This is a genomic window from Pseudoalteromonas sp. CNAT2-18.1, assembly GCF_022347865.1.
GTDB classification, from domain to species: domain Bacteria; phylum Pseudomonadota; class Gammaproteobacteria; order Enterobacterales; family Alteromonadaceae; genus Pseudoalteromonas; species Pseudoalteromonas ruthenica.
In genome coordinates this window covers 24,840-49,894 of record NZ_JAKRFR010000001.1, presented here as the reverse complement: position 1 = coordinate 49,894, position 25,055 = coordinate 24,840, and the positions used below count along the sequence as shown (strand labels likewise).

The following is a 25,055-nucleotide window of genomic DNA, read 5'->3' as shown; positions in this document are numbered from 1 at the left end:
ACAAAAAAAGCGCCTCAAGGCGCTTTTTTACTTTAACGAGCTCACCCTTACTTGGTTAAGTCATCAAAGAACTTTTTCACCCCGTCGAAGAAACCTTTCTCCTTCGGGCGGTATTTTGAGCTGTCTTTGCCCAAGCTGCTTTCTAACTGCTCAAGTAACTCGCGTTGCTCACTGTTGAGGTTCACTGGCGTTTCAATCACCACCTTACAGATTAAATCACCAACTGAACCGGAGCGCACTGACTTGACCCCTTTACCACGCATACGGAACATCTTTCCAGTTTGCGACTCTGCTGGGATTTTCAGCTTAGCACGACCATCTAGCGTTGGTACTTCAATCTCACCGCCTAACGCTGCTGTGGTAAAGCCGATAGGTACTTCACAGTACAGATTGTTGCCGTCGCGAACAAAGATAGGGTGTTCACGTACACTCACTTGTACATAGAGATCGCCTGCAGGCGCACCATGAGCACCGGCCTCACCTTCGCCAGCAAGACGAATACGATCGCCAGTATCCACACCTGGGGGAATTTTCACCGACAATGTTTTGGTGCGTTCTACGCGACCTTGACCATGACAACTATCACAAGGGTCGGAAATAATTTGCCCTGTCCCCTGACAAGTTGGACACGTCTGTTGCACTGCGAAGAAACCTTGGCGCATTTGTACCTGCCCTGCACCATGACAAGTATGACAGGTTTTCGGTTTTGAGCCTGGTTTGGCACCTGAGCCATCACAAGGCTCACAGGCCACCCAAGTAGGCACTTTGATTTCGACGTCTTTACCACGCACTGCCTCTTCTAGGCTTAAGTCCATGTTGTAACGTAAATCGGCGCCACGTTGTTGGCGTGACTGACGACGACCGCCGCCAAAGATGTCTCCAAAGACATCCCCGAAGATGTCACCAAAATCGCCTGCGCCACCGCCAAAGCCGCCGTGGCCGCCACCGCCGCCTTGCTCAAATGCTGCATGGCCGAACTGATCATAGGTTTGGCGTTTTTGCTCATCACCGAGGACTTCATAGGCTTCTTTGACTTCTTTGAACTTATTTTCAAGCTCTTTATCGCCGGCAGTACGATCCGGGTGATATTTCATCGCCAGGCGCTTATAAGCCTTTTTAATATCTCGGTCACTGGCGTCCTTTGCTACGCCAAGGACTTCGTAATAATCGCGTTTTGACATATCTACCACTACTGTTAATAAATGCAGCAAGGCTGCAAAGTGAAAAAGGGTTTACCGTTGAGCCTTAGCCATGGCAACCCTCATTCCTAAAATCTACATACACTAAGGGCGCGTCAAGCGATTTCGCCAGCGCGCCCTTACAAAGTTCAAGACTTATTTATTCTCGTCTTTCACTTCTTCAAACTCAGCGTCAACAACATCGTCGTCTTGCTTTGCTTGTGATTGCTGCTGTGCACCGGCATCAGCGCCACCTTGCTGTTGGGCTTTCGCTTGCGCGATTTCCATTAGCTTTTGTGACTTCTCAGCAAGCGCTTGGGTTTTCGCATCGATTTCTTCTTTGCTTTCACCCTTAATCGCAGTTTCAAGTTCCGTTAGCGCACTTTCGATAGCTGTTTTATCTTCTGCCGGTAAATCATCACCCGCTTCTTCGATTTGCTTACGCGTACCGTGTACTAAAGCATCTGCTTGGTTACGTGCAGTTACTAACTCTTCGAACTTTTTATCTTCCTCAGCGTTTGCCTCGGCATCACGTACCATTTTTTCTACTTCATCATCGCTTAGACCTGAAGAAGCTTGGATAGTGATTTTTTGCTCTTTACCTGTGTCTTTATCTTTTGCTGACACATGTAAGATACCATCGGCATCAACATCGAAAGTGACTTCGATTTGAGGCTCGCCGCGACGCGCTGGACGAATACCCTCAAGGTTGAACTGACCAAGCGACTTGTTGTCGGCAGAGCGCTTACGCTCACCTTGCAGTACATGAATGGTTACTGCATTTTGGTTATCTTCCGCTGTTGAGAAAGTTTGCGACTTCTTCGTTGGAATGGTCGTGTTTTTCTCGATCAATGCGGTCATCACTTGGCCCATGGTTTCGATACCAAGAGACAGTGGAATAACATCAAGCAGAAGTACGTCTTTCACGTCACCAGCAAGAACACCACCTTGCACTGCCGCACCCATAGCTACCGCTTCATCCGGGTTTACGTCTTTGCGAGGTTCTTTGCCGAAGAACTCAGTAACCGTTTTCTGCACTAATGGCATACGTGTCTGACCACCCACTAGGATGATGTCATTCACATCACCTACCGATAAATCGGCATCCGCCAGTGCTTTTTTCAATGGCTCGATAGACTTAGTAACAAGGTCTTCAACTAATGACTCAAGCTTAGCGCGAGTCAGCTTCACGTTCATGTGCTTAGGACCGCTAGCATCAGCCGTAACATAAGGTAGGTTAACCTCAGTTTGCTGTGCACTTGAAAGCTCAATTTTAGCTTTCTCTGCGGCTTCTTTAACACGCTGCATCGCTAGCGGATCGTTATTAAGCTCAATACCTTGCTCTTTTTTGAACTCTTCTACCAAATAGTTGATAACGCGGTTATCAAAGTCCTCACCACCTAGGTGCGTGTCACCGTTGGTTGCCAGTACTTCGAAGGTGTGCTCGCCTTCTACTTCGTCGATTTCAATGATAGAGATATCAAAAGTACCACCACCGAGGTCATACACGGCAACCACGTTGTCGCCTTTTTTCTTATCCATACCATAAGCAAGCGCAGCGGCCGTTGGCTCGTTAATAATGCGCTTAACTTCTAGACCCGCGATACGACCTGCGTCTTTTGTTGCTTGACGCTGTGAATCGTTGAAATATGCAGGCACTGTGATTACAGCCCCTGTGACTTCTTCACCTAGGTAATCCTCGGCGGTCTTCTTCATTTTCTTCAAGACTTCGGCAGAAATCTGAGGAGCAGCACGCTTTTCGCCTTTTGCTTCGACCCAGGCGTCGCCATTGTCTGCTTTAACAATCTTAAACGGCATGATGCCGATATCGCGTTGTACTTCTTCGTCTTCAAAACGACGACCAATTAAACGCTTGATTGCAAAAAGTGTGTTAGTCGGGTTGGTTACCGCTTGGCGTTTCGCCGGCTGACCTACTAGCGTTTCACCGTCTTCAGTGAATGCGATAATAGAAGGAGTCGTGCGATCGCCCTCGGCGTTCTCAATTACGCGTGGCTTATCACCGTCAAGTACTGCTACACACGAGTTAGTAGTACCTAAGTCGATTCCAATAATCTTACCCATGAATCTTCTCCAACTTCAAAATTCTGTTAACGTGTTCGATGACTACTAGATAGGGGCCGCTTTTGTTAATTCAAGCGTCATAATTAAAAAAATTTCGTTTTTTTGTCATTTTTTTCAATTTTCCCCCTCGCCAAGGGAAAATTTACCGTTAAACTGGTCTGACAAGTTCAATTAAGGTGAGACAGATGACCTTTGATACCCTATTGGCCAGCGTGACTGGCGAGAACCAACAAACGCTCGAATTTCCTGCTTCATGGACACAAGGGCGCACAGCCTTTGGCGGCTTGTCTTGCGCATTAGCCTTACAATCCATGCTGAAACATTGCGATAGCGATCGTATTTTACGATCGTTTAGTGCGCAATTTATTGGCCCCATTGCTCCGGACACACCCTTTACCCTGACCTTCCACCATTTACGCGAAGGCAAAAGCTCTAACCAATACAGCGCAACCATTGAGCAGCATGGACAAGTGTGTTTATCTGTCCAGGGATTATTCGCCAAAGACCGCGTCTCAGAGGTTGAAGTGCCAGTGGCCGCTGTCACCGTCCCTAAAGCCGCCGATGCAGAAAACTGCTTACCCTATGTAGAGAATGTTATGCCGGCCTTTTTTCAACATGTGGACTTAAACCTAACCGAGGGCAATATGCCTTACAGCGGCGCCGAACGCACTGACTTAACAGGCTGGATGCGCTTTAAAGGACAACAGCAGCAATACGACTGGACCCATGTCATTGCCCTGATTGACAGCTGGCCACCATCGCAATTACAAGCATTTAAGCAACCGGCACCAGCAAGTAGCATGAGTTGGCATGTAGAATGTTTAACGCTACCTCAATTAGCAGCGTCACAATGGCTAGGCTTGCATGTGCACACCACCGCCGCACATAACGGCTACGCTTATGAAGACGCCACTGTTTACTCTGAGTCAGGGCAGGTGCTTGCTCGCTCTAAACAAACTGTGGCCTTATTTGCTTGATTGGCGCTGAGCATACGATGGCGCGCTGGCAAGCAATGCCTTGTAGCGCGGTGTTTTTTTTAGCTCTGCAAGACCTTGGTTGAAGCGCTCACGCAGCTGTGAATCAGTAAATACCACGTGTCGGGGAGAAGGAGGCCAAAGCGCATGGATGGTAACTGGCTTTGTCTGTTGCCCCTGGTTCATTGCAAAGGTGTGTAAGTAATACTGAAAAATGCGCTTCTCCAGCACAATCACATCTACCCACCCCTTCATGAGATGGTCTATTTGCGCATACTGATTGACTACCTCATCATAACTCAAGGCCTTAGTAATGGCCTTGGTATAGTCAGGTCCAAGGTAGTTTTTGGCATTTTGAAACGCAAGAATGCTTTTACCATGTAAGTCACTGAACTGCTCAATGCTGAAGTTATGCTCAGCTAAGCTAATAGCTACATTCTCAAAATACAATAAGGGCTCGCTGTAATAGCCCTCGAGCCCTGACTCTTTCGGAATATTAATCGCGCCGCTAATTTTACCTTGGCGTAACTGCGCCTCGGCACGGCGATTACTTAAAAAGTGTAAAGTTAATGGCCCAAGCTGCGCTTTTTCCAAAGCATGTTTGATAATATCTATCTCAATCCCGTGGTGTCCGTCTTTAAATACATAAGGTGGGATGTAAGCACTGGCGGAGAGCTCCACAGCGTTATCGTCGAGGTTATTGGCAGCATTTGCTGTGCACATAAACATCGTACACAGCATTACCTTACTGATAGCTAGCCAATTCTTCGTTACCAGACCCCTTGCCATAACCCGTCCTTAGTCACTAGGAATTACATAAAATAAGCGCTATGCTCTAACATTAGCAGTTAACTGGATAAAGTTTGAGAAAACATGCAACTGGCCTGCCCGCAATGTGATCTAGTGGTCGATGTGCCGCGACTACAAGCCAAACAAGTTGCCCAGTGCCCTCACTGTCACTCGAGCTTAAATGCAAGCAACGTCAATAACGACCCTAAAGTTGTAGCCCTCACCCTGAGTGCCATTATTTTATTATTGAGCTCAGTGTTTTACCCTTTTATTTCGTTCTCCAGTCGAGGCATCACGCAAACTATGACCTTGCCTGATGCCGGACGCATGCTTTTTAACTACGACAGCACCCTGTTAGGGATATTTATTGATATCAGTATCATTATCTTACCCTTAGTGATGCTGTTGTTACTGCTGCCTTTACACTTAGGTTTTTTGCGCACCTTGCCAAAGCATTGGGGACGTAAGCTGCTGAAATTGACCCTGGCATTGGATACCTGGGTGATGTCGGAGATTTTCCTCGTCGGCGTATTGGTCAGTATGGTTAAAATAATGTCTATGGCTGACATTACCTTTGGTATTAGCTTTTGGGCCTATGGCGGGTTTGTGCTGACATATATAGGTGCCCTATCTTACGTCAACCGTCCTCGACTGTGGCGACAGATTGCCCCTCATAAAGAGGTCGCTGTTCCAAAAGGAGTGAGGGCTATTGATGTCAATCTACGCGCCTGCCATGTTTGCCAGCAACTTACCTACGACAAATTATGCCCACGCTGTCATAGCACTACGCATTATCGCAATATGCAAAGTGTACAAAAGGCCGCTGCCTGGCTGGTGACGTCGGTACTGTTGTACATTCCTGCCAATGTACTGCCTATCATGTATACCACCAGCTTGGGAGACAGAGAGCCATCAACGCTAATTGGCGGCGTAATACTGTTGTGGCAAAGTGGTTCATACCCCATCGCTTCGATTATCTTCCTTGCCAGTGTGGTGGTGCCATTTGCTAAAGCATTGGTGCTTGCGACCTTGTGCGTGATGGTTTACCGCCAAGCCAGTCGCCGCTCTATGGTGTACACTCGGCTATATCAGGTTACTGAATTTATTGGCAAATGGTCGATGATTGATGTATTTGTTGTTGCTATCTTGGTAGCCTTAGTACAGCTAGGCAACCTGATGCTGGTCGAACCCGGGTTGGGCGCGTTATGTTTCGCAGCGATGGTTATTTGCCAAATGATGGCGGCCCATGCTTTTGATCCACGTTTGATTTGGGATCCCCCTGAAAAAGTGAAGAGAGTCGTGAATGAGTAATACTGCGCGCATTAAAACGGCGCCTAAACTGTCCCCTATTTGGCTGATCCCTATCATCGCCTTGTTTGTTGGTGCTTGGATGTTACTGCAACACCAACTCTCGCAAGGGCAAACTATTTACATCAAAATGCCCCATGCTGAGGGTATCGTCGCCGGTAAAACAGAAATCAAAGTTCGCAGTGTAAAAATAGGCACTGTCGATGCAATTCGATTGGCGTCAAGCCGCGACCATGTTATCGCCCGAGCTCAAGTCGATAACCACTACGATAACTTACTCACTGAAGATGCAAAAATATGGGTGGTCAAACCGCGCGTGGATGAAAGTGGAGTCACCGGCTTTAGTACTTTATTTTCGGGTGTTTATTTAGAATTCGCCCCTGGCGAGAGTAAACAGCTCACCGAGCGCTTTGAATTGCAAGAGGAGCCCGCACTGATTGCCAATGATGTCAAAGGCGGGCGTTACAAGTTAATCAGCCGAGATGCTGAAGTGCTTGAGGTGGGCACAGGGGTTTACTTCAAAGGGTATAAAATCGGCCAAATCGAAACTGCCAATTTTGATTGGCAACAACAAGTGATGCGTTACGGTTTATTTATTAATGCGCCGTACGAAAACCTGGTGACGTTAAACACGGTCTTTTGGGTTAATTCAGGACTCGAATTTGACCTATCCGCTGATGGTATCAACGTCAAAACAGGGTCGATCGCGAAAATGCTAAAGGGAGGTATTTCGCTGGCTACCCCAGAGGGCGATCCTCCAGGAGCAGTCGCCAAGCAAGACCACACCTTTAGCCTAAGTGACAGCTATAAAGCTGCGCTAGAACAGCGATTTTATGATTACCAGCACTACCTCATTGAGTTTGAGCAGTCCATTCGCGGCCTACGAGAGGGTGCGCCGGTCGAATACAGGGGTATGCGCATAGGCACTGTCGAGCAAGTCCCGGCTGAGGTTATGATTGATGGTCGCCCTGCTCACTTTAGCAATACCAGCAATGCCGTTCCGGTACTTATACGTATCGAGTATGGGCGCTTGTACCGCGACTCAACACAAGCGAGGGAGTTTTGGCAATCTCATGTTGATGAGCTCCTGCAACAAGGACTTAAAGCTTCTTTGAAGCCTGGCAACCTGCTTACTGGCGCCGTTTACGTTGATTTTGATATCTATCCTGATAGTGAATTGGTCGGCTTAACACAACGCGGCGACTACACTGTTTTCCCCAGTACCTCCAGCGGCATCACGGTGCTGGCCAACCAAGTTAATGATGTACTCAATAAGGTTAAAGGCCTTCGTATAGAAGAAAGTTTGGCTCAGTTTGAAAGCACCATGGCCCGTTATGAAACGCTTGCTGTGGATATGCGCCAGTTCATGAGCGACCCGAGTATGAAAGCGCTGCCCAAAGAGTTTACCCAAGATATGGCTGATATTAGCCAAAGTATGCGCCAATTTGAGCAAAGCATGGAGCAATTTGAGGTGACCATGGCGAGCTTCCAAAATGGTTCGAAAATGTATCAACAAATGCAGTCTTCACTTGAGCAAATGCAGCGCCTAATGGATGAACTGCAGCCCCTATCGAAAGGATTAAAGGAGCAACCTAATATGCTGATCTTTGATAAAGAGCTGCCTGCTGATCCGCTGCCAAGGAGTGATAACTAATGGTTCGACTTATTTTATTACTGACGCTGGCATTGCTGATACAAGGCTGCGCCACAGACTCGCGAAGTATCAGTATCCGCTACTACCAATTAGATAGCGCGCTGTTTAATAACAACCTGCTACGCACCGATGAGCAGACCCAACACCTATTGCGTTTAAGCCCTATCAGTTTACGCGGTAACCTTAATAACCGTGCCATGGTGGTACGACGCTCACCGCAAGAAATATACAGCGCTAATTACCATTTTTGGGCCGATAGCCCAGCACTCATGCTCGAAAGTAGCGCCCAGTTGCAGCTAATGGCTACATTAGAGCAAGTGCTGGTCGTCAAAGGGGCTGATGTCTACGCCGAGCAGCTGCAGTCATCATTTTATCAGCTCGATATCGACATCGACCATTTTAACGGCGGCCTCAATAACAATGCAGAAATAGCAGGCTTGTGGCGTTTATCTCGAGTTGATGAGAAAGGTAAATTACACGTACTCAGTATGGCGCGCTTTAGCCAAAGCGAGCCGCTGGCACAAGATGGCTACGCTGCTTTGGCGTCCGCCCTGAGTAAAGCATGGCAAACCAGCTTGACGGAGATTGCTAACGCCCTTCCTCAGCACTTTAATCAAGGCTAAATCAAACACATAAAAAAGGCTCCCAAGGGAGCCTTTTCTGCACTTTATTATCCAGTCAACTACTGCTGCCAGCTGATTTGCTTTTGGAAGTCAGCCACCGATTCCACCTTGGTTTGCTCAGGTAAATCAGCGAAGTCCTTGTCGGCAAATTTACTGCCACGAAGCTGCACGTTGAGCCTTGCGGCTTCTGGGTTCATCATCGTTTGCTGGTAAAATGCTTGAATGTCTGCAAGCGTCAGTTGCTCGACCGCCGCAATCAGTTGGCTACGGCTGTTGAAATCAAACTGTTCGCGATACCAATCGGTAATAAGGCGTCCAAGTTCATCTTTTAGATTTTTTGGCTGCTCTTTGAGCGCCACGAGAGTGGCATTTTTAAGTTGCGCAAACGTCGCCTCATCCATCTCATTAAGCTCTTGTTGATATTGTTGCTTGAAGCTATCAAAACGGGCCTGCATTGCCTTCGGGCCTTTGACCGGGGTTTGAATAAACAACCCTATGGCGGCATAGTCCTCAAGTGGACGGGCGATAGCACCAACGGCGTAAGCCAGCTGCTCTTCAGTGCGCAGTTTATCAAAGGCCACCGTACGGAAGTGCCCTTGTAATACCGCAGCCGCTGCTTTTTGCGCATAACCTGGGGTCGGGTGATAAACCATGTCAATAATAGCGACATCGGCCACCTCTATGTCTTTATGAACAACATAGGTTTCGCCCTGCTTAGGTTGCCAAGACTGAGAACGCGTATACTGGCTATCTTCTTTTTGCGTCGGCAGCGCCTGAGTAATATTTTTGGCAATAACGTCAATACTGCTTTGATCATAATTACCAAAAGCAAATACCCGCACTGTGTTATGCGTCAACACTTGGCTCATCAATTGCTCTAAGTCCGCTACCGTAAGTGATTGCGCTTTGGCAATCAGTGCCTCGGTGTCGTAACTGCCAGAGCGAACTAGATTGGAGTACTCATCAAACGCTTGGTAAAAAGGAAATTGCTGCTGCGCATTGTTTAGTGCTCGTACATAGCGGTCAACGGCTTGATTAAATGCTTGTTCATCGACTTCAACCTGCAAGTTGCTTAGCGCTTCACGTAACAATTCTGGCTGTTTATCGGTGAACCCGCCGACAGTGAGAGTAAACCCGTTACCAGGGTCCATGCCTACCGACATGCCAGCAATAGAGGCCTCGGTTGCCAACGCGGTTTGCGACAAATTGTATAAATCGGCCCACAAATTCATTAACACCTTAGCAGTCATATCGTTTTGTGGCGCTGGTGAATTAACATACACCTCGACCAACCCCTTAGGCTGCTCAGCAAAATGTTGGCTCGGCTGCTGCCAAATCTTTATACCGTTTTTATCGTAGCTCACAACCGGTTTAGTTTGCGCTGCGTAGCCTCGGGTTTTGATATCAAAATGCTGTGGCAGCAGACGATTAACGCTGGGTAAAGACAAAGCAAACTCGCTTGCTTGCTGCCAACTTGCTTGCTCTTCGCTGCTGATATCTTCAATGCGGTATTCGCCGTCGTAGAAGTGCAGCTGGCTATCGGTTTGCTCTTGCTGAGAAATATACCAAACTCGCAAGGTCTCGCCATTCAGCTGTGCCAGCACATCTTGCACTGCCTGCGGATTAAACTCACCATAATAGTAAGGCGCGTTAATTGCGTTGGTGAGCGGATAATCCTGCATGCTTTGCGTTAACGAAGAAACATAACTAAATTCGTCGCTTTTCTCTAAGAACTGAAACTGGTTATTCAGCGACGTCCGAATTTCGTCGAAGTACTTCTCATCAACACCATTTTCCTTGATAAGCTCAATGTATCGCATAACCGTGGCGACGATTTGTTCACGGTTTTGCATCCCCGCATCCGTCAGTTCAATATCCACTGACAACGCGCCATAATTGCCGTACATATTCGCTGATGCATTGGCACTCAATTGTGAGACCCAGCCCTTATCACGCAGTATTTGCGCTGGAGAGCCTGGCATTTCATTGCTAAGTAAGTAGGCCACAAAGCGGTTCGGCTTAAGGGCAAACTTATCCATGTTATTTTTAATCGTGAAATCAAGCTTCAGCTGTTTCACATCTTCATTGGGCTTGTAGTAAATACGTTTGCCACCTGCCTCATCAAAATCCAGTTCAGCATTCACTTGTGGCTCTTCAATGTTTTTATTTTCGATATTGGCGAAATATTGCTTCGCTAGCTGGCGCATTTCATTGAGTGGGCGATTGGAGATCATCGCCACTTTCATTATATTCGCGGAGTAATACTGGTTATAGAAGTCAACCGTTTCTTGGTGTAGTGAACTCCCTTCCTTATCGCCCAACGTCTCTAAATTACCAATCAGGAAGCGGTTTGCTGGGTGCTCACCCATCATTTTACGCGCGAGTTTAAACTGACCGAAAAAGTCCATTTCGCGGCGCATCGACCACTCGGCATTGACCGCATTTTTCTCTTTATCAGTGTACTCAGGGTACAGCTTTGGCGATTTGAAAAAGTCACTAAAACGGTCAAGCCCCTCAGCGTAGGCATCGTTATTCACTTTGAACATATAGTTGGTGATATCGAGCCAGGTATAAGCGTTATGAGCACCGCCATTTTTGGTCATAAAGTCACTGTAGCCCTTAGTATCGGGGTAGCGTTCAGTGCCTAAAAACAGCATATGTTCGAGATAATGCGCCATGCCTTGTTGCGACATGGGGTCGTGCAAAAGCCCAACGCCCACGCTTAATGCCGCCGCAGATTTCTCAGCACTGGGGTCAGAAACCAGCACCACATCAATGCCATTGTCCAACGTCAGTGTCTCGTAGGCCCGCTTGTCGTTAGGGCTCACAACTAAGTTTTCCGGGATCAGTTGCTGAGTCAGTTCGCTTTGTAAAGGCGCCGATGTACTTTTACAACCAGCCAGTACGGCAAGGCTCAGGGCACTCAGTGCTAATGTCTTTTTCATGAATTTGTCTCTTATAAGTGGACGTTTTCTTTTATGATCAAAAATCACTGATGAAAATGCAATGAAAAAGCTATCAAGTTTGTAACAATGTATGAAAACACTGACTACCTTTTCTGGCACTCGAATAATAAGAGTAATTCAGGTATGGTCTGGGATGTTTATAAATAATAACGAGTAATGGGAGATTAACGTGCACCAATGGCTTATTTTGGCAATGTTCGCGCAAGTACTGTTAACCCTTGTGGTGATGGTAATAATGGGGCGACGTCGTTTCGCTGCCGCACGCAACAAACAAATTAAAATGCAACAATTTGCCACTATGGATCTCGACAACGCCCCGGAATCAGTGCAAGTGGCCGGGCGTAACTTTATTAACCAATTCGAAATCCCAGTTTTATTTTATGTTGCTGTGCTCACTGCATTAATTACACAAACCACCGGCTACGCTTTCACCGCCTTGGCTTGGGGTTTTGTACTACTGCGCCTTGCGCATACTGTGGTCCATATAAGTAGTAACCACCTAAAAACACGTTACTACCTCTTTTTGTTTGGTTGCATCACCGTGCTGGCGATGTGGATCATGTTGGTGTTGCGCATGCTCTAATACCCGCCCAAGAAACGGCGCGCTATCGATACCCTAGCACGCCGATTAGGCTTGTCTTACGCGCGGCGCCAGCGAATCAACAAGCTAAGAGGTAACAACCACCAAAATGCACCTGAGCTTGAATCATCACCTGGCTCGACAGGTTCATCAATTAAGGTATTTTCAACCGGAGTCAGGTTTGCCGCCGAATTGGGGTCATCATCAATGACAATAACATCATTAACAATAACTAGGTTGTTTGCCGTTAGTTCAGCGCCTTGCTGGCATTCGTTCGTACTGTAATCAACGACCGGCGTGCTAGAACAAGTAGGCAGCGCATTAATGGCTTTAACAACCTCCATCCCCTCACCTATGACCTGACCAAACACCGTAAATCCACCGTTTTGCAGATCTAAGTTACTACTGTTATCGGCGACATTGAAAAACCACTGACTTGACGCGCTGTTAGCGTTGCCACTGCGTTTAGCCATGGCGATGGTGCCAGCGACATTGGATAGCACAGGCTCATTATCTACCGTCCCTTGGGATTCAATGGCCACGGCCCCGCCATCGTAAATAAACCCGCCCCCCTGAACAATAAAGTCCTGCTCGGAGCGATGCAGGTAACTAAACTGATAATCGCCACGCTCAACATAACCTAGAAAATTAGCCACTGTTTTTGGTGTATGCTGATCAAAGAGGTTAATTTGAATGCTGCCTTGGGAGGTTTGCATTTCAACGATAGTCGCGTGAACAGGTTGCGCAAGAGTAAGCCCCGCTGCGACCAGACCAAAGCCAATAAATTTATTCATGGGATTTCCTATGTTGTTGTTTTGAGCCACTTTACATTGACTCAAGCCATGCTTCCATGAGGCACAGTGAATAACAACAAATTGATACCTGGGGGTAAAACCCAGTTACAAATTGGTTAACAACATATAACTATAAAGTATCTTTTTGCGCTTTTTTAAAACAGATTCGACTTATCAAACTATCAAGAGTTCTCTAGTATGTGCATATCATTTGAGCAGCTAAAAACAACAACTATGGATAACAGCAACAATCTCATTTGCGACTTTGGTGTTCACAAAGGCGAGTCGTACCGTCAAGTGCCTGCATCGTTTTTAAACTGGATGGTCGGCGTCAATCATCATCAGGCACCCGTAGCACGTGCTGAGTTACGCCGTCGTGAACAAGCTGCACTGGCCAGCGTCTCGTCTTGTGCAAGCCAGCACAGTGAGCTAACTGGCTGATCTGTTGCGGCTGAGCCCGGTTGCTTCAGCAAATATCTTAACTCGGGGTATATAAAGACGGATTTGCACAGTCCGTCTCAGACTAGTGAAATTGTCATAAAATTTAATTAAAATCAGGCGCAACGACAATCGCCGATAGGAATCTCCTGTGCGCCTAATTACTCTTTCAGTGCTTACACTGCTCAGTGCATGCTCTGCCTCCACGCTGACACCCGAGTCACACTCTGACTCCGCACAAGCGCACTATATTAGTGTGTTTCATACTAACGATCACCATGGCCGCTTTTGGCATAACGATAAAGGTGAATACGGTATGGCCGCGCGCGCAACATTACTAAAACAGTTGCGCGCACAAGCTAAACAACGAGGCGATACCGTGCTGTTGCTCTCAGGGGGAGATATCAATACTGGTATTCCTGAGTCTGACTTACAACACGCGGAACCTGATTTTAAAGCCATGACTCTGTTAGGCTACGATGCCATGGCCATTGGCAATCATGAGTTTGATAACCCATTAGCGGTATTAGACAAGCAGCAACGTTGGGCCGACTTTCCGTTGCTGAGCGCTAATATTATCGATAAACGCAATGGCGAGCCTGCTTACACTCCTTATACGCTATTACAAAGAGATAATCTAAATATCGCTATTTTAGGCCTGACCACCACCGACACCGCAAAGATTGCGAACCCTGATTTTATCGGTAATTTTGATTTTATTGAGCCCGCAACCGCGACCAAAAACATGCTTCCTGAAATTGAGCGCCGCGACCCTGATATCGTTATTGCCGTCACGCACATGGGTCACTACAGCAATGCTCAACACGGCATTAACGCCCCCGGCGATGTAACCTTAGCCCGCAATTTACCCAAAGGCGCCGTAGATATGATCATCGGTGGCCACTCCCAAGAACCAGTGTGCATGGCGGCAAAGAACAGCAACAATGATGGTTACCGCCCAGGCATGCCCTGCCAGCCAGATAATCAAAACGGTATTTGGATCATGCAAGCCCATGAATGGGGCAAGTATGTGGGTCATGCTCGATTTAAACTGCTAGGTGAAGAGTTGACTCTTGAAAGCTATGAGCTGATCCCAGTAAACCTTAAAGACGCGACCGGTGAATGGGTCGGTGATTACATCAACAAAGACCAAGAAATGCTCGACTTTTTAACTCCTTACCAGCAAAAAGGCCAAGAAAAGTTAAGCGTGACTTTAGGGCATACCGAAGTTCACCTTCAAGGCGACAGAAACAAAGTCCGCTTTGGACAGACGAATTTAGGACAGCTGATCACCCAAGCACAAATGAATCATGTCGATGCTGATTTTGCAGTCATTAGTGGCGGCGGTATTCGTGACTCAATCAGCCAAGGAGATATCGATTACAAAGATATTCTTCGTGTACACCCATTTAAAAACCGCATTGGCTACATTGAGTTTAGTGGTCGTGAGGCTTTTGCATACATCAGTAAAGTTGCATCATACCCTGTCGATTCTGGCGCCTATGCCCACTTCAACCAAGTAGCACCGGTGTGCGAGGGGGATGAATTGGTATCAGTACGCATTGACGGTCAAGCGTTAGAGCTAGATAAGACCTATCGTATGAGTATCAATAGCTACAATGCGGCAGGTGGCGATGGCTATCCGCGTTTAAACACCGACACCCGCTTCGTTGATACTGGCGACTCGGATGCCAGTATTTTGAGCGAGTATGTAAGCAAGCACAGCCCAATTAAGGCAATTAACGTGCCTCATCCGGTTACTTGCCAATAACCTCAAAATCATCGCCATCGACGGCCCTAAGCCCATAGTGATGGACACGCGAGCGTGACCCTTCACCATGGGCTTTAGGCGGAAAATAAGGCTCTTTATCTTGCGAGTCTGCTGCAAACACTTCATCCAATGCAGCACGAATTTCACTTAGCGTTTTCTCTAAACTATTGCCAAAGTTGGGGCGCTTTCTAATCGTGTGTCCTAAATCGATTAAGCGGCCAAAATACTTGTGGGCCAAATCCAGTAGCTCCTGTGGCACCTCTTTATTTTGATTTAACGTCACCTCAGGGTATTCAATGCCAAACTCCAACAGCGCCAGATAAAAACAAAGAGGTTTGTTCGCCAATTGCACCTGCCTGCCCTGCTCACCATAGCGTAGGCTTTTATCCGCTAAATCAATAAGTAGGCGTTTGCGCTCGAGTATCGGCATACCCGCTTCTCGCGCTTTATCTAATTTGCTTTGGAGGGTTTTAAACCATGCTCGCATGGCGACAGACAGCAACAGCACGATGAGGAAAGGCCAAGGACTCAATAGCTGGGCTAGAGGCATCACCGCTGGTGACAGCGTCACGGTGAACGTCTCCCCACCTGTGCGAACGAGGTTGAAGCTCTCAAGATTGCTTGTCTCATTACCGAGCGTTGTACCCGCTATTGCATGCACTTGAATTGCGTAACCTTGTGATGTGAGGTGAGTGTTGAGCTGCTTAAGATAATGCACCACGCGTTTGCGATCGCCCGGTACCTCCAACAACCTATTGGGTAGTCCAATGTATTGAGCATCCAGGGCTATCCGTGTTTTGACATGGGCTATCACTTGTTGCTGTTGATGATGCCAGCTATTCAATGCCCCCACTGCGTAACTGCAGTAAGCGATAATCATAGCCAAGCATGCAAATAAAACCGTGGCGATATTGGCATTAAAGCGCCGAACCCAGCTGTGCATGTGCTTTAGCAATGCAACTTTAATCGCTCTCACAGCGGCTCTCCTTTAAATGTTGCAGGTGCTGAATCACTGCACTGCCAATAAGGTTTGGCTTGTTTAAAGTACTGTGCCGATTGCTCTTCTGCTTGGCTTAAAATAGCGCCCTGAATAGCACAGGCTAAGTCAGGATTGTCACTGGCTTGGCGTAAAAACCAATGGCTACCACTGATATTGTCACTGATTGCGGTTATATAATTTGCAGAAAAACGCTCGTTATCTGCTTGTTGCCAATAAGAGCTAATGATATCCACTTCACCTAGCGCTAACTTATCTCGCAACGCACTGTGCGAGTTCACAAAAGTGATATTCAGGCTATTCATATTAATATCAAGCTCCTTAAACACCTGCTTGGGCATAATGTGACCGGAGCGACTGGTGGGATATTCAATTAAGCCAATGCGCTTATCAAGAAAGTAGCTTTTCTCTAAGCGCGGCTTTTCTTTACTAGCAATAAAGTAGGCCGTGTATGAAGGATAACCGACTAGCGGTGAGTAGCCATAGGTTTCGTGAGCGGTAAAGGCACTGAAGAGGTTTTCCTTGGCAAGGATTAAATCCGCTAAACCTTTTCCCAGCACATTCACCTCAAACTCAGAAGAGCCTCCCCAAAAAGCTTGGACAGCGCCGTATTGCTTAGACACAGTGGTGTCCTTACATAGCGATTGAGCCAATCGTTTGACGACATTTTCGCTTGGGGCAAACAACGTAAGCTGCGTTTTATTTTCTGGCTGGGTGGTATTACAACTGTAGTGAGTCGCTATAACATTACCCAGTTGCGTGGTTGCCAAGGTAAAACGCATTGTTCCGATAAGGTAACTAGTTAACGCCAGTACCATTAATGTAACCAGGATAAGCGCAGTGTCACGTCTGTTAAATATGCTTGTCACGGGCTTTTGTGCTGCTTTTGTTGAATTCAATTACCATTTCAACAATTATAATTACTTATTGCAATAGGTAATTTTATTTATAACCCATAAGCAATTGTTTTATATACTTTATTAACAAGTAATTATGAATCCCATCAAGTCCTGTTTTTTCGCTTAAAAATCCGGACAATTTGCCTTCACTTAAGCAAGCCAGTAACGTGACAACAACAATGAGTTTACAGTTCAATTATACGCATCTGAGCAAATTGCCGCTTATTTGCACCCTCGCTTTTGTTAGTTTTTTCGCAACGAAAGTGAGCGCTTGGGGCGCCAACGGTCATCGTATTGTAGGAGCCATTGCTGAGCACCATTTGGATGCTGATGCAAAGCAACAGGTGTCTACCATTTTAGCGGGCCACAGTATGGCCAGAGTCAGTACTTGGGCTGATGAAATGCGCTCTTCCTCCGATACTTTCTGGCAAAAGCAGGCCAGCCCTTGGCATTACATTAATATCGACTCCGTTGAGGAATTTACACACCAGCACTTCTCAGCAAAAGAACACAAGCATGATGTAAAAGACGCTTATACAGCCATCCTAACGGCTATGAAGGCACTGCGCTCGCCAAAAACAAGCCAACAACAGCAGCAATTCTATTTGCGTTTTTTAATTCATATTATTGGCGATATTCACCAACCTATGCATGTCGGTAATGCCGAGGACCGAGGCGGTAACCGCATCGATGTCACCTTCTTTCGTGAGCAAACCAATTTACATCGTTTATGGGATACCGACCTTGTTGAGAGCCAAAAGCTGTCATATTCCGAATACGCAGACTTCCTATGCTGCGTTGATACCAAGGCAATCAATAAAGACCTGGATATTAAAAAGTGGCTCATTGAGTCTCACCACTTAGCGCAAGACATTTACGCCAATACCGGTGAGCAAGTCAGCTACGACTACTTATTTACCTATCGTCCAGTGATGGAGCAGCAACTGCAGCGTGCGGGTGTACGCCTAGCAGCCGTGCTTAACGCGCTATACGGACAACAATAGACCGAATTAATAACAATAAAAATATTCACTCGATTACACACTGTTTAACCAATGAAACAAAACACGGGAAACAACATAATGAAAAACGTTCGCTTAACGAAAGTGGCCGGCGCGCTCGTACTCGCTTTGGGCGTGTCAGCAAACGCTTTCGCAGCCGATACTTCATCATCAATGCGCGGTAAGATCACCACGCCTAAAGGCGATGCTGCACCTAACGTGCAAATCTCAGTGATCCACGAGCCTACCGGCACGGTGAGCACCTTTACGACTAACGATTCTGGCGCGTTCATCGCCAAGGGTTTGCGTGTAGGTGGTCCATACCGCATCCTCATAGACTCAGATAAATACAGTGATGCAGAGCTGGAGAACATCTATCTTGAACTAGGTGAAACTCGCCGCGTCACTTCTCAGCTTGAGCCTATCAACGTAGAGCGTATCGAAGTATCAGGCTACCGTATTTTGCAAAAAGCAGGCGGTTCAAGCAGCGTATTTGGCCAAGACACAATTGCTAACACTCCGAGCTTTAATAACGATATCAAAGACATTGCTCGTTTGAATCCGTTAGCAAGCATTAATGGTAGTGGCGAGCTAACCATTGCCGGTAGCAACCCAAGAAGTAACAGCTTAACCGTTGACGGCATCGGCCAAAATGACGATTTCGGCTTAAACTATGGCGGTTACCCCACTGAGCAGCCACCTGTTGCACTTGACGCTATTGAACAAGTGTCAGTAGATACCTCACCGTTTTCAGCAAAAAAAGGTAACTTTGGCGGTGGTGTTATCAATGCGGTGACTAAATCGGGAAGCAATGAGTTTGAATTCACCGGTTTCTATGAATTCACTAACCCAAGCCTTGCTGGAGAAGTAGAGAGTATTTCTCAGGTATACGCAGATGGAAGACCGGTACTCGACGAGGATGGTCGCCGCACCTTCGAAACAACGAAGACAGACCCTATTCAATCTGAAAAGCGTTTCGGGATCAGCACCGGTGGCGCTATCATCGAAGACGAATTATTCTTCTTTGTTAACTACAACAGCTGGGCCAGTGAACTGGAAATGGACTATGGTTTTGAAGGCTCAGGTGCAACGCACGAGTACGATACCTCAGAGCAAAACTTTAATGAGTTCCTTTCTGTACTAGACAGCACCTACGGTCTGAGCGATGAGCTTGGTGGTGACCCGGAAGATACCAACGACAGCTTACTGGTAAAACTAAGCTGGAACGTGGCTGAAGATCACCGCGCTGATTTCACCTACCAATGGCAAGATGACGCCGACGAGCGAAACTACGGTACCGGTGGCGACACAGTAATGTTGGCATCAAGCCGATATACCTACGAAACCAAGTTTAACAACTTTGCTGCTAAGCTATACTCAGATTGGTCAGGTAATCTCTCGACCGAAATTGGTATAGCCTATAAAGATGTCAGTAGCGACAGCCTCACCAACTCAAGCATTGGTAGCGTTAAGGTAGAAGAATACTATCGCGGTCCTGCCTATCAGTTTGGCACCGATGAATATCGTCATAAAAACCAATCGGAAACGGAAAACCTCACCCTGACCTTCGATGGTACTTACTTCTGGGGTGACCACGAAATCAATTTTGGTGCTCAGTACGAGTCACTGCGCCTGTACAACCTATTTGCAGCAGGTTCATTAGGTGTGTGGGAATTTGATAGCCTAGAAGGTTTCCAAAACCGCGAAGTGGGTAACTACAACGGTAACTACGACTTCGATTATAGCAATGCCTACACTAATAACGCCGATGACACGGCTTATGACGCACGTCGTAATCAGTTTGCTGTGTATGTTGAAGACAAATTCTACCCTACTGATGAGTTGGAACTTACCGTCGGTCTTCGTTATGAGCGCTTATCATCAGACGATAAACCCACGCTAAACGAAAACTTCCTAGCCACTTATGGGTACTCAAACCAAGAGAACCTTGATGGTTTAGACATCATTCTGCCGCGCGTTGGCTTTAAATACTACGCGTCTGAGAACCTCACCATCAATGGTGGCGTAGGTCGCTTCCAAGGCGGTATTCCAAACGTTTGGTATAACAATCCATACCAAAATGATGGTCTAACTTATGTAGCAGCCACGTCGCAAGCGATTGCGGATTACTATTCACAAGACGGTGTTGAAGCGGATATCACCCGAGTACCTGACGCAATCCAAGCTTCTATGACTCAAGGCGCAGGAAGCACTAACTACACCGACCCTAACTTTGAATTACCGTCTTCAATTCGTGCTCAACTTGGCTTTGAATATGAGTTTGATTCAGAGCTACTAGGTGATGGCTTTAGCTGGACCGGTGAAGCGGTTTATCACAAAAAAGAAAACGAAGCAGTATGGCACAATACCGCTTTGGTTCCAGTGGGTGAATCAGCTGACGGTCGGGTGATTTACGAGAGCCGTTATGATGGTGAGCGTGAAGAAAATTACGATATCATGATGACCAATGCTGACGAAAACGGTCGCTCAGTGATCCTAGCCACGGCACTTGCCAAAGAGTGGGACAACGGTCTGTATGCGTCTGTGAGCTATGCGCACCAAGATATTACTGAAGTAGCGCCTGGTTCATCATCACGCGCGATCAGTAACTATAAGCATGCGCTAGTCGAGAGCCGCAATATTGATACTGTGGGCCGTGGTCACTATGAAGTAGAGCACAGCTTTAAAATTAACCTTCGCTACAAGACCGAGTTCTTTGAAGGTTATGAATCACAGTTCAACATGTTCTTCGAGCGTCGTTCGGGTCGTCCTTACAGCCATTCAATGGGCTTCTACAATGATTACGACTTCGGCGATATCGGCAGTGAGTTCCAAAGCCACTCAGCCTACCTAGCCTATATTCCATCTGGCGCTGATGACGCAGCGGTCAACTGGGATGAGTCACAGGTGACGTGGAATGAGCTAGAAACCTTGCTAAACCAAGCTGGCATTTCTGAGCGTGGTGAGATCATCGGCCGTAACACCGGCACACAACCTTGGGTAACCACCATGGATGTAAGCTTCAAGCAAGAGATCCCTGGGTTTGCCGAAGGCCACAAAGGCCAGCTTTACGTGATGGTTGAGAACTTCGCGAACTTACTTAATGATGATTGGGGCGTAGAAAAGCGCCTAAGCTATTCAGACCAAGCAGTCTATGACTTTGGTGGCTTAGATGACGAAGGTCGCATCATCATTGACCGTCGCCACAATGGCTTCGACACTCGTAACTACAACTCTATTTCAAAGAGTTCGTCGGGTTGGCAAGCTAAGATTGGTGTACGCTACACTTTCTAATTAGTTAGAAAATCGCAACCTCAAGCCCACCTTCTCGGTGGGCTTTTTTATACCTAGACTTCCCTCTTCCCTAGGGTTATTGGTGATCATTATACCCCTGACACTCTGGTGTGCTTTTATGCAACCGCATCACCCGACGATATATACATCCAGCTGCTGGTTAATACTCCAACTTACAGTTTATAAACAAAGTTCAATCTAAAGCGGACAAATGGCCTTTAATTTGCTGAAAAAGAGTGACTAAGCTGGCTATGATGGGTACAATTCACCCACTTTCAACAGCCACTAAGCCAAGCGCATCAGAGTGTGTCGATATACTGGCATCTATGAGTCGATGAACTAGGCTTAGCTGTTAATATATTTAAAGCAAGTAACAATAAGAGTCACGCCGTTGAGCAAGTTAAGGGCTTATTTTTGCAATAAAATGTGCAATTTTAGCTTTTCGCAATACCACGGTAACAATAATAGTTTTTAATATCTTACGATAATTAATGACCGTCTAACTAATGACACTTAAACACGGGAAAACAACATGAAAATGCAACTTAGGAAATCGGCACTGTCGATGGCCATTGCCGCTACTGTGGGCATGTCTTCAGGTGCTTTTGCTAACGAAACCGCATCCTCAGTCAAAGGTCAAATCACTGGACCAAACGGCAACCCGGCTGCAGGCACTGAAGTGACCATTATTCACTTGCCGACAGGCTCTGCAAAGACCGCTGTAGTCAATGATGCTGGCTACTTTAGCGCCAAAGGCTTGCGCGTTGGCGGCCCATACAATGTACTGATCGACTCAGATAAATTTGAAGACCAAGTCGTTGAAAATGTTTATCTATCACTGGGTAAAGAGTACCCAGTAACAGTGCAACTTCAAGCGAAAGGCGATATCGAGCAAATCGTAGTCACCGGCCGTCCTATTAGTTCATTTTCAGGTGGCACCGGCCCGGCCGCGACCTTTACTCAAGCAGATTTAGAATCAGCACCAGCCATTAACCGTGATATTAAAGATATTGTCCGTGCCGACCCACGTATTTATGTGGACGATAGCCGCGATGCGATTCACTGTGGTGGCGCTAACCCACGCTTTAACAGCCTAACCCTTGATGGCGTTCGTATGAACGACAACTTTGGTTTGAATTCAAATGGTTACCCAACGGTGCGCCAGCCGTTCTCGTTTGACGCGCTAGAGCAAGTCGCCGTTGAAATGGCCCCGTTTGACGTTCAGTACGGCAGCTTTACCTCTTGTAACATCAACGCCGTTACTAAATCTGGTACCAATGAGTTGCACGGTGGCGTATTCTTTGATTACACCAATGACTCGATGAAAGGCGACAGCATCGACGAAATCGATGGCGACATTGATAACGGCAACTACACCGAAAAACGCTACGGCTTTAATGTGGGCATGCCACTGATTGAAGATAAGCTATTCTTGTTCACCTCTTACGAGAAGTTGGAAGGGGTAAAACAGTTCGATTACGGCCCTATCGACAATGGTAATATCAGCCAATCAGATATCGACCGCATTCGCCAAATCACCAGCGATGTTTATAACTACGATATCGGCGGAACGCCAGGCAGCATGCCTATCGAAGATGAAAAGCTGTTGGTAAAACTAGACTGGAACATTAACGAAGATCACCGCGCCAGTGTAGTGTATAACTACAACGATGGTTTTGATCTTTCACAGTCTGATGCTGACAACGACGAATTGGCATTCTCTAGTCACTTCTACGAGCGTGGCGCAGAGTTCTACTCTATCGTCGGTTCACTTTACTCAGACTGGTCGGCCAACTTCTCAACTGAAGTACGTATCGGCAAGTCAGACCTAGATGCTCGCCAAGAGTCACTTGATGCGGCTAGCGGTTTCGGTGAATTCCAAATCAGCTACGGCCCCAATGACGACACTGTATACATCGGCCCGGATGATTCACGTCAGTCAAACGACCTTAACTGGGATAACCTGACTGCGAAAATCTCAGGTACTTATTACCTTGACCAACATACTATTACTGCCGGTTATGAGTATGAAGATTTGAACGTGTTCAACCTTTTCGTACAACACACCGAAGGTGAGTTCCGCTTCGACTCAATCGAAGATTACGAGCAAGGTATCGCTGATCGCGTTTATTATTATAACGCAGCGGGCAGCAACAACCCGAACGACTTAGCGGCGGAATTCTCATACCAAGTGCATACTCTATACGTTCAAGACGAGTATAGTTTCACTGATATCGATGCGACCTTGTTGTTTGGTTTACGCTATGACAAATACCAAAGCGACGACTATCCAAACTTCAATGCGCAATTTGAAAATCGCTATGGCTTCTCTAACCAGCAAAACCTAGATGGCGTTGATTTGTTGCAACCGCGTGTTGGCTTTAACTGGTTCGTAGACGATGCCCTTGAGATTCGCGCTGGTTTCGGTCTTTACTCAGGTGGTAATCCGAACGTATGGGCGTCAAGCGCTTACCAAAACGACGGTGTAACACAAATTCAATTGCGTGCGGATGACGTCGATCTGTTCAATACAGCAATGACCAATGGTGATACTCCGGGTTACGGCGTACCACAGTCACTGTTTGATGAAATCGCAGCAACCACACCAGGCGCAGGTGACTCAGCAACTCACTCTATCGACCCAGACTTTGAAATCCCGTCAGAGTGGAAGTACTCAGTCGGTGCTACGTACACCTTCGAAAATGACTATGTTGTTAACTTAGATGTATTGCACACGCAAAAACAAGATTCAGCGTACCTACAAGACATCGCTTTACGTGATAGCGGCGAGACAACCTTTGACGGTCGTCCAATCTTCGAAAGCATCGAAGGTCGCGATCAAGAGTACATGCTCACCAATGTAGACGGCGATGATGGCGAATCAACCATTATCTCGGCAGCGCTAAGCAAGTCATACGATAACGGCATCGACTTCACTGTGGCCTATGCATTTACTGATTCAGAAGATGTAAACCCAATGAATAGCTCAGTGGCGGCATCGAACTACAGTAACTTCGCAACCACCAATCCAGGTATGCCAGGACCGGCCACTTCGGATTACGAAGTACCGCACCGCTTTACGTTGCGCCTTGGCTACACCCAAGAGTTCTTCGATGGTTACGAAACTCGCTTCAACCTACTTGGTCAAGCAAGCGAAGGCTTACCTTACAGCTACGTGTTTGATACCGCAGACAGCCAGTTCGGCGATTTCAACAACTACGGCTATGGTTCACGCCAATTACTGTACGTACCGTTGGAAAACGATCCAAACGTTGTTTATGACATGAGTGCCGAAGACCTCGCTGCGTTCAATGCATTCATCGAAGAAGAAGGCTTGAAGCGTGGCTCAGTGACCGATCGTAACTCTGAAAATGCCGAGTGGTATGTGAAGTTTGATTTGAAAGTAACGCAACAGCTGCCTGGCTTCGCAGAAGGCCACAAAGGTGAAGTGTTCTTTGTCATCGACAACCTAACTAACCTGTTGAACGACGACTGGGGCACTTACAAAAAAGGCTCATTCGTAGGCAACCGTATGGTTGATATGAATATCGACAGCAACGGCCGTTATGTTTATACCGGCTTTAACGATGGCAACCAAGACACGTCTGTACAACGCGACGCGTCACTGTGGGAAATGCGCATCGGTGTTCGCTATACGTTCTAATGATTAGTAAACACGATAATAGAAGGCTCACCTAAGGTGGGCC

At 46.9% G+C, this 25,055-nt stretch carries 17 protein-coding genes; 10 read left to right on the top strand and 7 right to left on the bottom strand.

Features of this window, described 5'->3' with window-relative positions; translation table 11 throughout:
- Positions 1–47: 47 nt before the first annotated feature.
- Positions 48–1,181 (bottom strand): molecular chaperone DnaJ, encoded by a 1,134-nt coding sequence (gene dnaJ / locus MHM94_RS00190; RefSeq protein ID WP_022945190.1) that lies wholly within the window; start codon positions 1,179–1,181, stop codon positions 48–50.
- Between the two features lie 153 nt (positions 1,182–1,334).
- Positions 1,335–3,260 (bottom strand): molecular chaperone DnaK, encoded by a 1,926-nt coding sequence (dnaK, locus tag MHM94_RS00185; protein WP_022945191.1) that lies wholly within the window; start codon positions 3,258–3,260, stop codon positions 1,335–1,337.
- Between the two features lie 185 nt (positions 3,261–3,445).
- On the opposite strand from dnaK, the gene MHM94_RS00180 reads away from it, so the two are divergent.
- Positions 3,446–4,237 carry a thioesterase family protein gene (locus tag MHM94_RS00180; RefSeq protein ID WP_235418245.1) on the top strand — a complete coding sequence of 264 codons (792 nt, stop codon included), beginning with the start codon at positions 3,446–3,448 and terminating at the stop codon, positions 4,235–4,237.
- Here the strand turns inward: MHM94_RS00180 and MHM94_RS00175 are convergent.
- A complete protein-coding gene (locus tag MHM94_RS00175; RefSeq protein ID WP_235418244.1) occupies positions 4,226–5,023 on the bottom strand; it encodes a transporter substrate-binding domain-containing protein in 798 nt (265 codons plus the stop codon). The two genes, MHM94_RS00180 and MHM94_RS00175, sit on opposite strands and share 12 nt — an antisense overlap.
- Positions 5,024–5,107: 84 nt before the next feature.
- Here MHM94_RS00175 and MHM94_RS00170 point away from each other — a divergent pair, with 84 nt between their 5' ends.
- From MHM94_RS00170 to MHM94_RS00160, 3 genes are read left to right on the top strand one after another with little or no spacing between them, the layout of a single operon-like run.
- Positions 5,108–6,334, top strand: a complete 1,227-nt coding sequence (locus MHM94_RS00170; RefSeq protein WP_138548974.1) for a PqiA/YebS family transporter subunit — start codon at positions 5,108–5,110, stop codon at positions 6,332–6,334.
- The gene (gene pqiB / locus MHM94_RS00165) at positions 6,327–7,985 is read left to right on the top strand and encodes an intermembrane transport protein PqiB (RefSeq protein ID WP_022945195.1); all 1,659 of its coding nucleotides are present in this window, start codon (positions 6,327–6,329) and stop codon (positions 7,983–7,985) included. Before MHM94_RS00170 ends, pqiB begins: the two co-directional genes overlap by 8 nt.
- Complete coding sequence (locus MHM94_RS00160) at positions 7,985–8,608, top strand: PqiC family protein (protein ID WP_235418243.1); 624 nt, start codon at positions 7,985–7,987, stop codon at positions 8,606–8,608. Before pqiB ends, MHM94_RS00160 begins: the two co-directional genes overlap by 1 nt.
- Before the next feature lie 59 nt (positions 8,609–8,667).
- Here MHM94_RS00160 and MHM94_RS00155 read toward each other — a convergent pair whose 3' ends face one another.
- Positions 8,668–11,553 (bottom strand): insulinase family protein, encoded by a 2,886-nt coding sequence (locus MHM94_RS00155; RefSeq protein ID WP_235418242.1) that lies wholly within the window; start codon positions 11,551–11,553, stop codon positions 8,668–8,670.
- Positions 11,554–11,743: 190 nt separating this feature from the next.
- Here MHM94_RS00155 and MHM94_RS00150 point away from each other — a divergent pair, with 190 nt between their 5' ends.
- Positions 11,744–12,157: an MAPEG family protein gene (locus MHM94_RS00150; RefSeq protein WP_022945198.1), complete on the top strand. Its 414-nt coding sequence runs from the start codon at positions 11,744–11,746 to the stop codon at positions 12,155–12,157.
- Between the two features lie 56 nt (positions 12,158–12,213).
- Here the strand turns inward: MHM94_RS00150 and MHM94_RS00145 are convergent, their stop codons facing one another.
- Complete coding sequence (locus MHM94_RS00145) at positions 12,214–12,948, bottom strand: peptidylprolyl isomerase (protein ID WP_235418241.1); 735 nt, start codon at positions 12,946–12,948, stop codon at positions 12,214–12,216.
- 198 nt (positions 12,949–13,146) lie between these two features.
- Between MHM94_RS00145 and MHM94_RS00140 the strand changes: the two genes are divergently transcribed.
- Together MHM94_RS00140 and ushA are read left to right on the top strand one after the other, a co-directional pair.
- Positions 13,147–13,389 carry a hypothetical protein gene (locus MHM94_RS00140; protein WP_306341141.1) on the top strand — a complete coding sequence of 81 codons (243 nt, stop codon included), beginning with the start codon at positions 13,147–13,149 and terminating at the stop codon, positions 13,387–13,389.
- A 148-nt stretch (positions 13,390–13,537) separates the two neighbouring features.
- Positions 13,538–15,157, top strand: coding sequence for a bifunctional UDP-sugar hydrolase/5'-nucleotidase UshA (gene ushA, locus MHM94_RS00135; protein ID WP_235418240.1), 1,620 nt, complete (start codon positions 13,538–13,540; stop codon positions 15,155–15,157).
- Here ushA and MHM94_RS00130 read toward each other — a convergent pair.
- Both MHM94_RS00130 and MHM94_RS00125 read right to left on the bottom strand, forming a co-directional pair.
- Positions 15,144–16,133 (bottom strand): hypothetical protein, encoded by a 990-nt coding sequence (locus MHM94_RS00130; RefSeq protein WP_235418239.1) that lies wholly within the window; start codon positions 16,131–16,133, stop codon positions 15,144–15,146. The two genes, ushA and MHM94_RS00130, sit on opposite strands and share 14 nt — an antisense overlap.
- Positions 16,130–16,972, bottom strand: coding sequence for a phosphate/phosphite/phosphonate ABC transporter substrate-binding protein (locus MHM94_RS00125; RefSeq protein ID WP_235418238.1), 843 nt, complete (start codon positions 16,970–16,972; stop codon positions 16,130–16,132). The genes MHM94_RS00130 and MHM94_RS00125 overlap by 4 nt, the downstream gene beginning before the upstream one ends.
- Positions 16,973–17,232: 260 nt before the next feature.
- Here MHM94_RS00125 and MHM94_RS00120 point away from each other — a divergent pair, with 260 nt between their 5' ends.
- The 3 genes from MHM94_RS00120 to MHM94_RS00110 all read left to right on the top strand — a co-directional run bounded on the left by MHM94_RS00120 (position 17,233) and on the right by MHM94_RS00110 (position 25,012).
- A complete protein-coding gene (locus MHM94_RS00120; RefSeq protein WP_235418237.1) occupies positions 17,233–18,057 on the top strand; it encodes a S1/P1 nuclease in 825 nt (274 codons plus the stop codon).
- A 78-nt stretch (positions 18,058–18,135) separates the two neighbouring features.
- A complete protein-coding gene (locus MHM94_RS00115; RefSeq protein ID WP_235418236.1) occupies positions 18,136–21,348 on the top strand; it encodes a TonB-dependent receptor in 3,213 nt (1,070 codons plus the stop codon).
- Positions 21,349–21,880: 532 nt separating this feature from the next.
- On the top strand, positions 21,881–25,012 hold the full coding sequence (locus tag MHM94_RS00110) for a carboxypeptidase regulatory-like domain-containing protein (protein WP_138508325.1): 3,132 nt from the start codon (positions 21,881–21,883) through the stop codon (positions 25,010–25,012).
- Positions 25,013–25,055 lie beyond the last annotated feature (43 nt).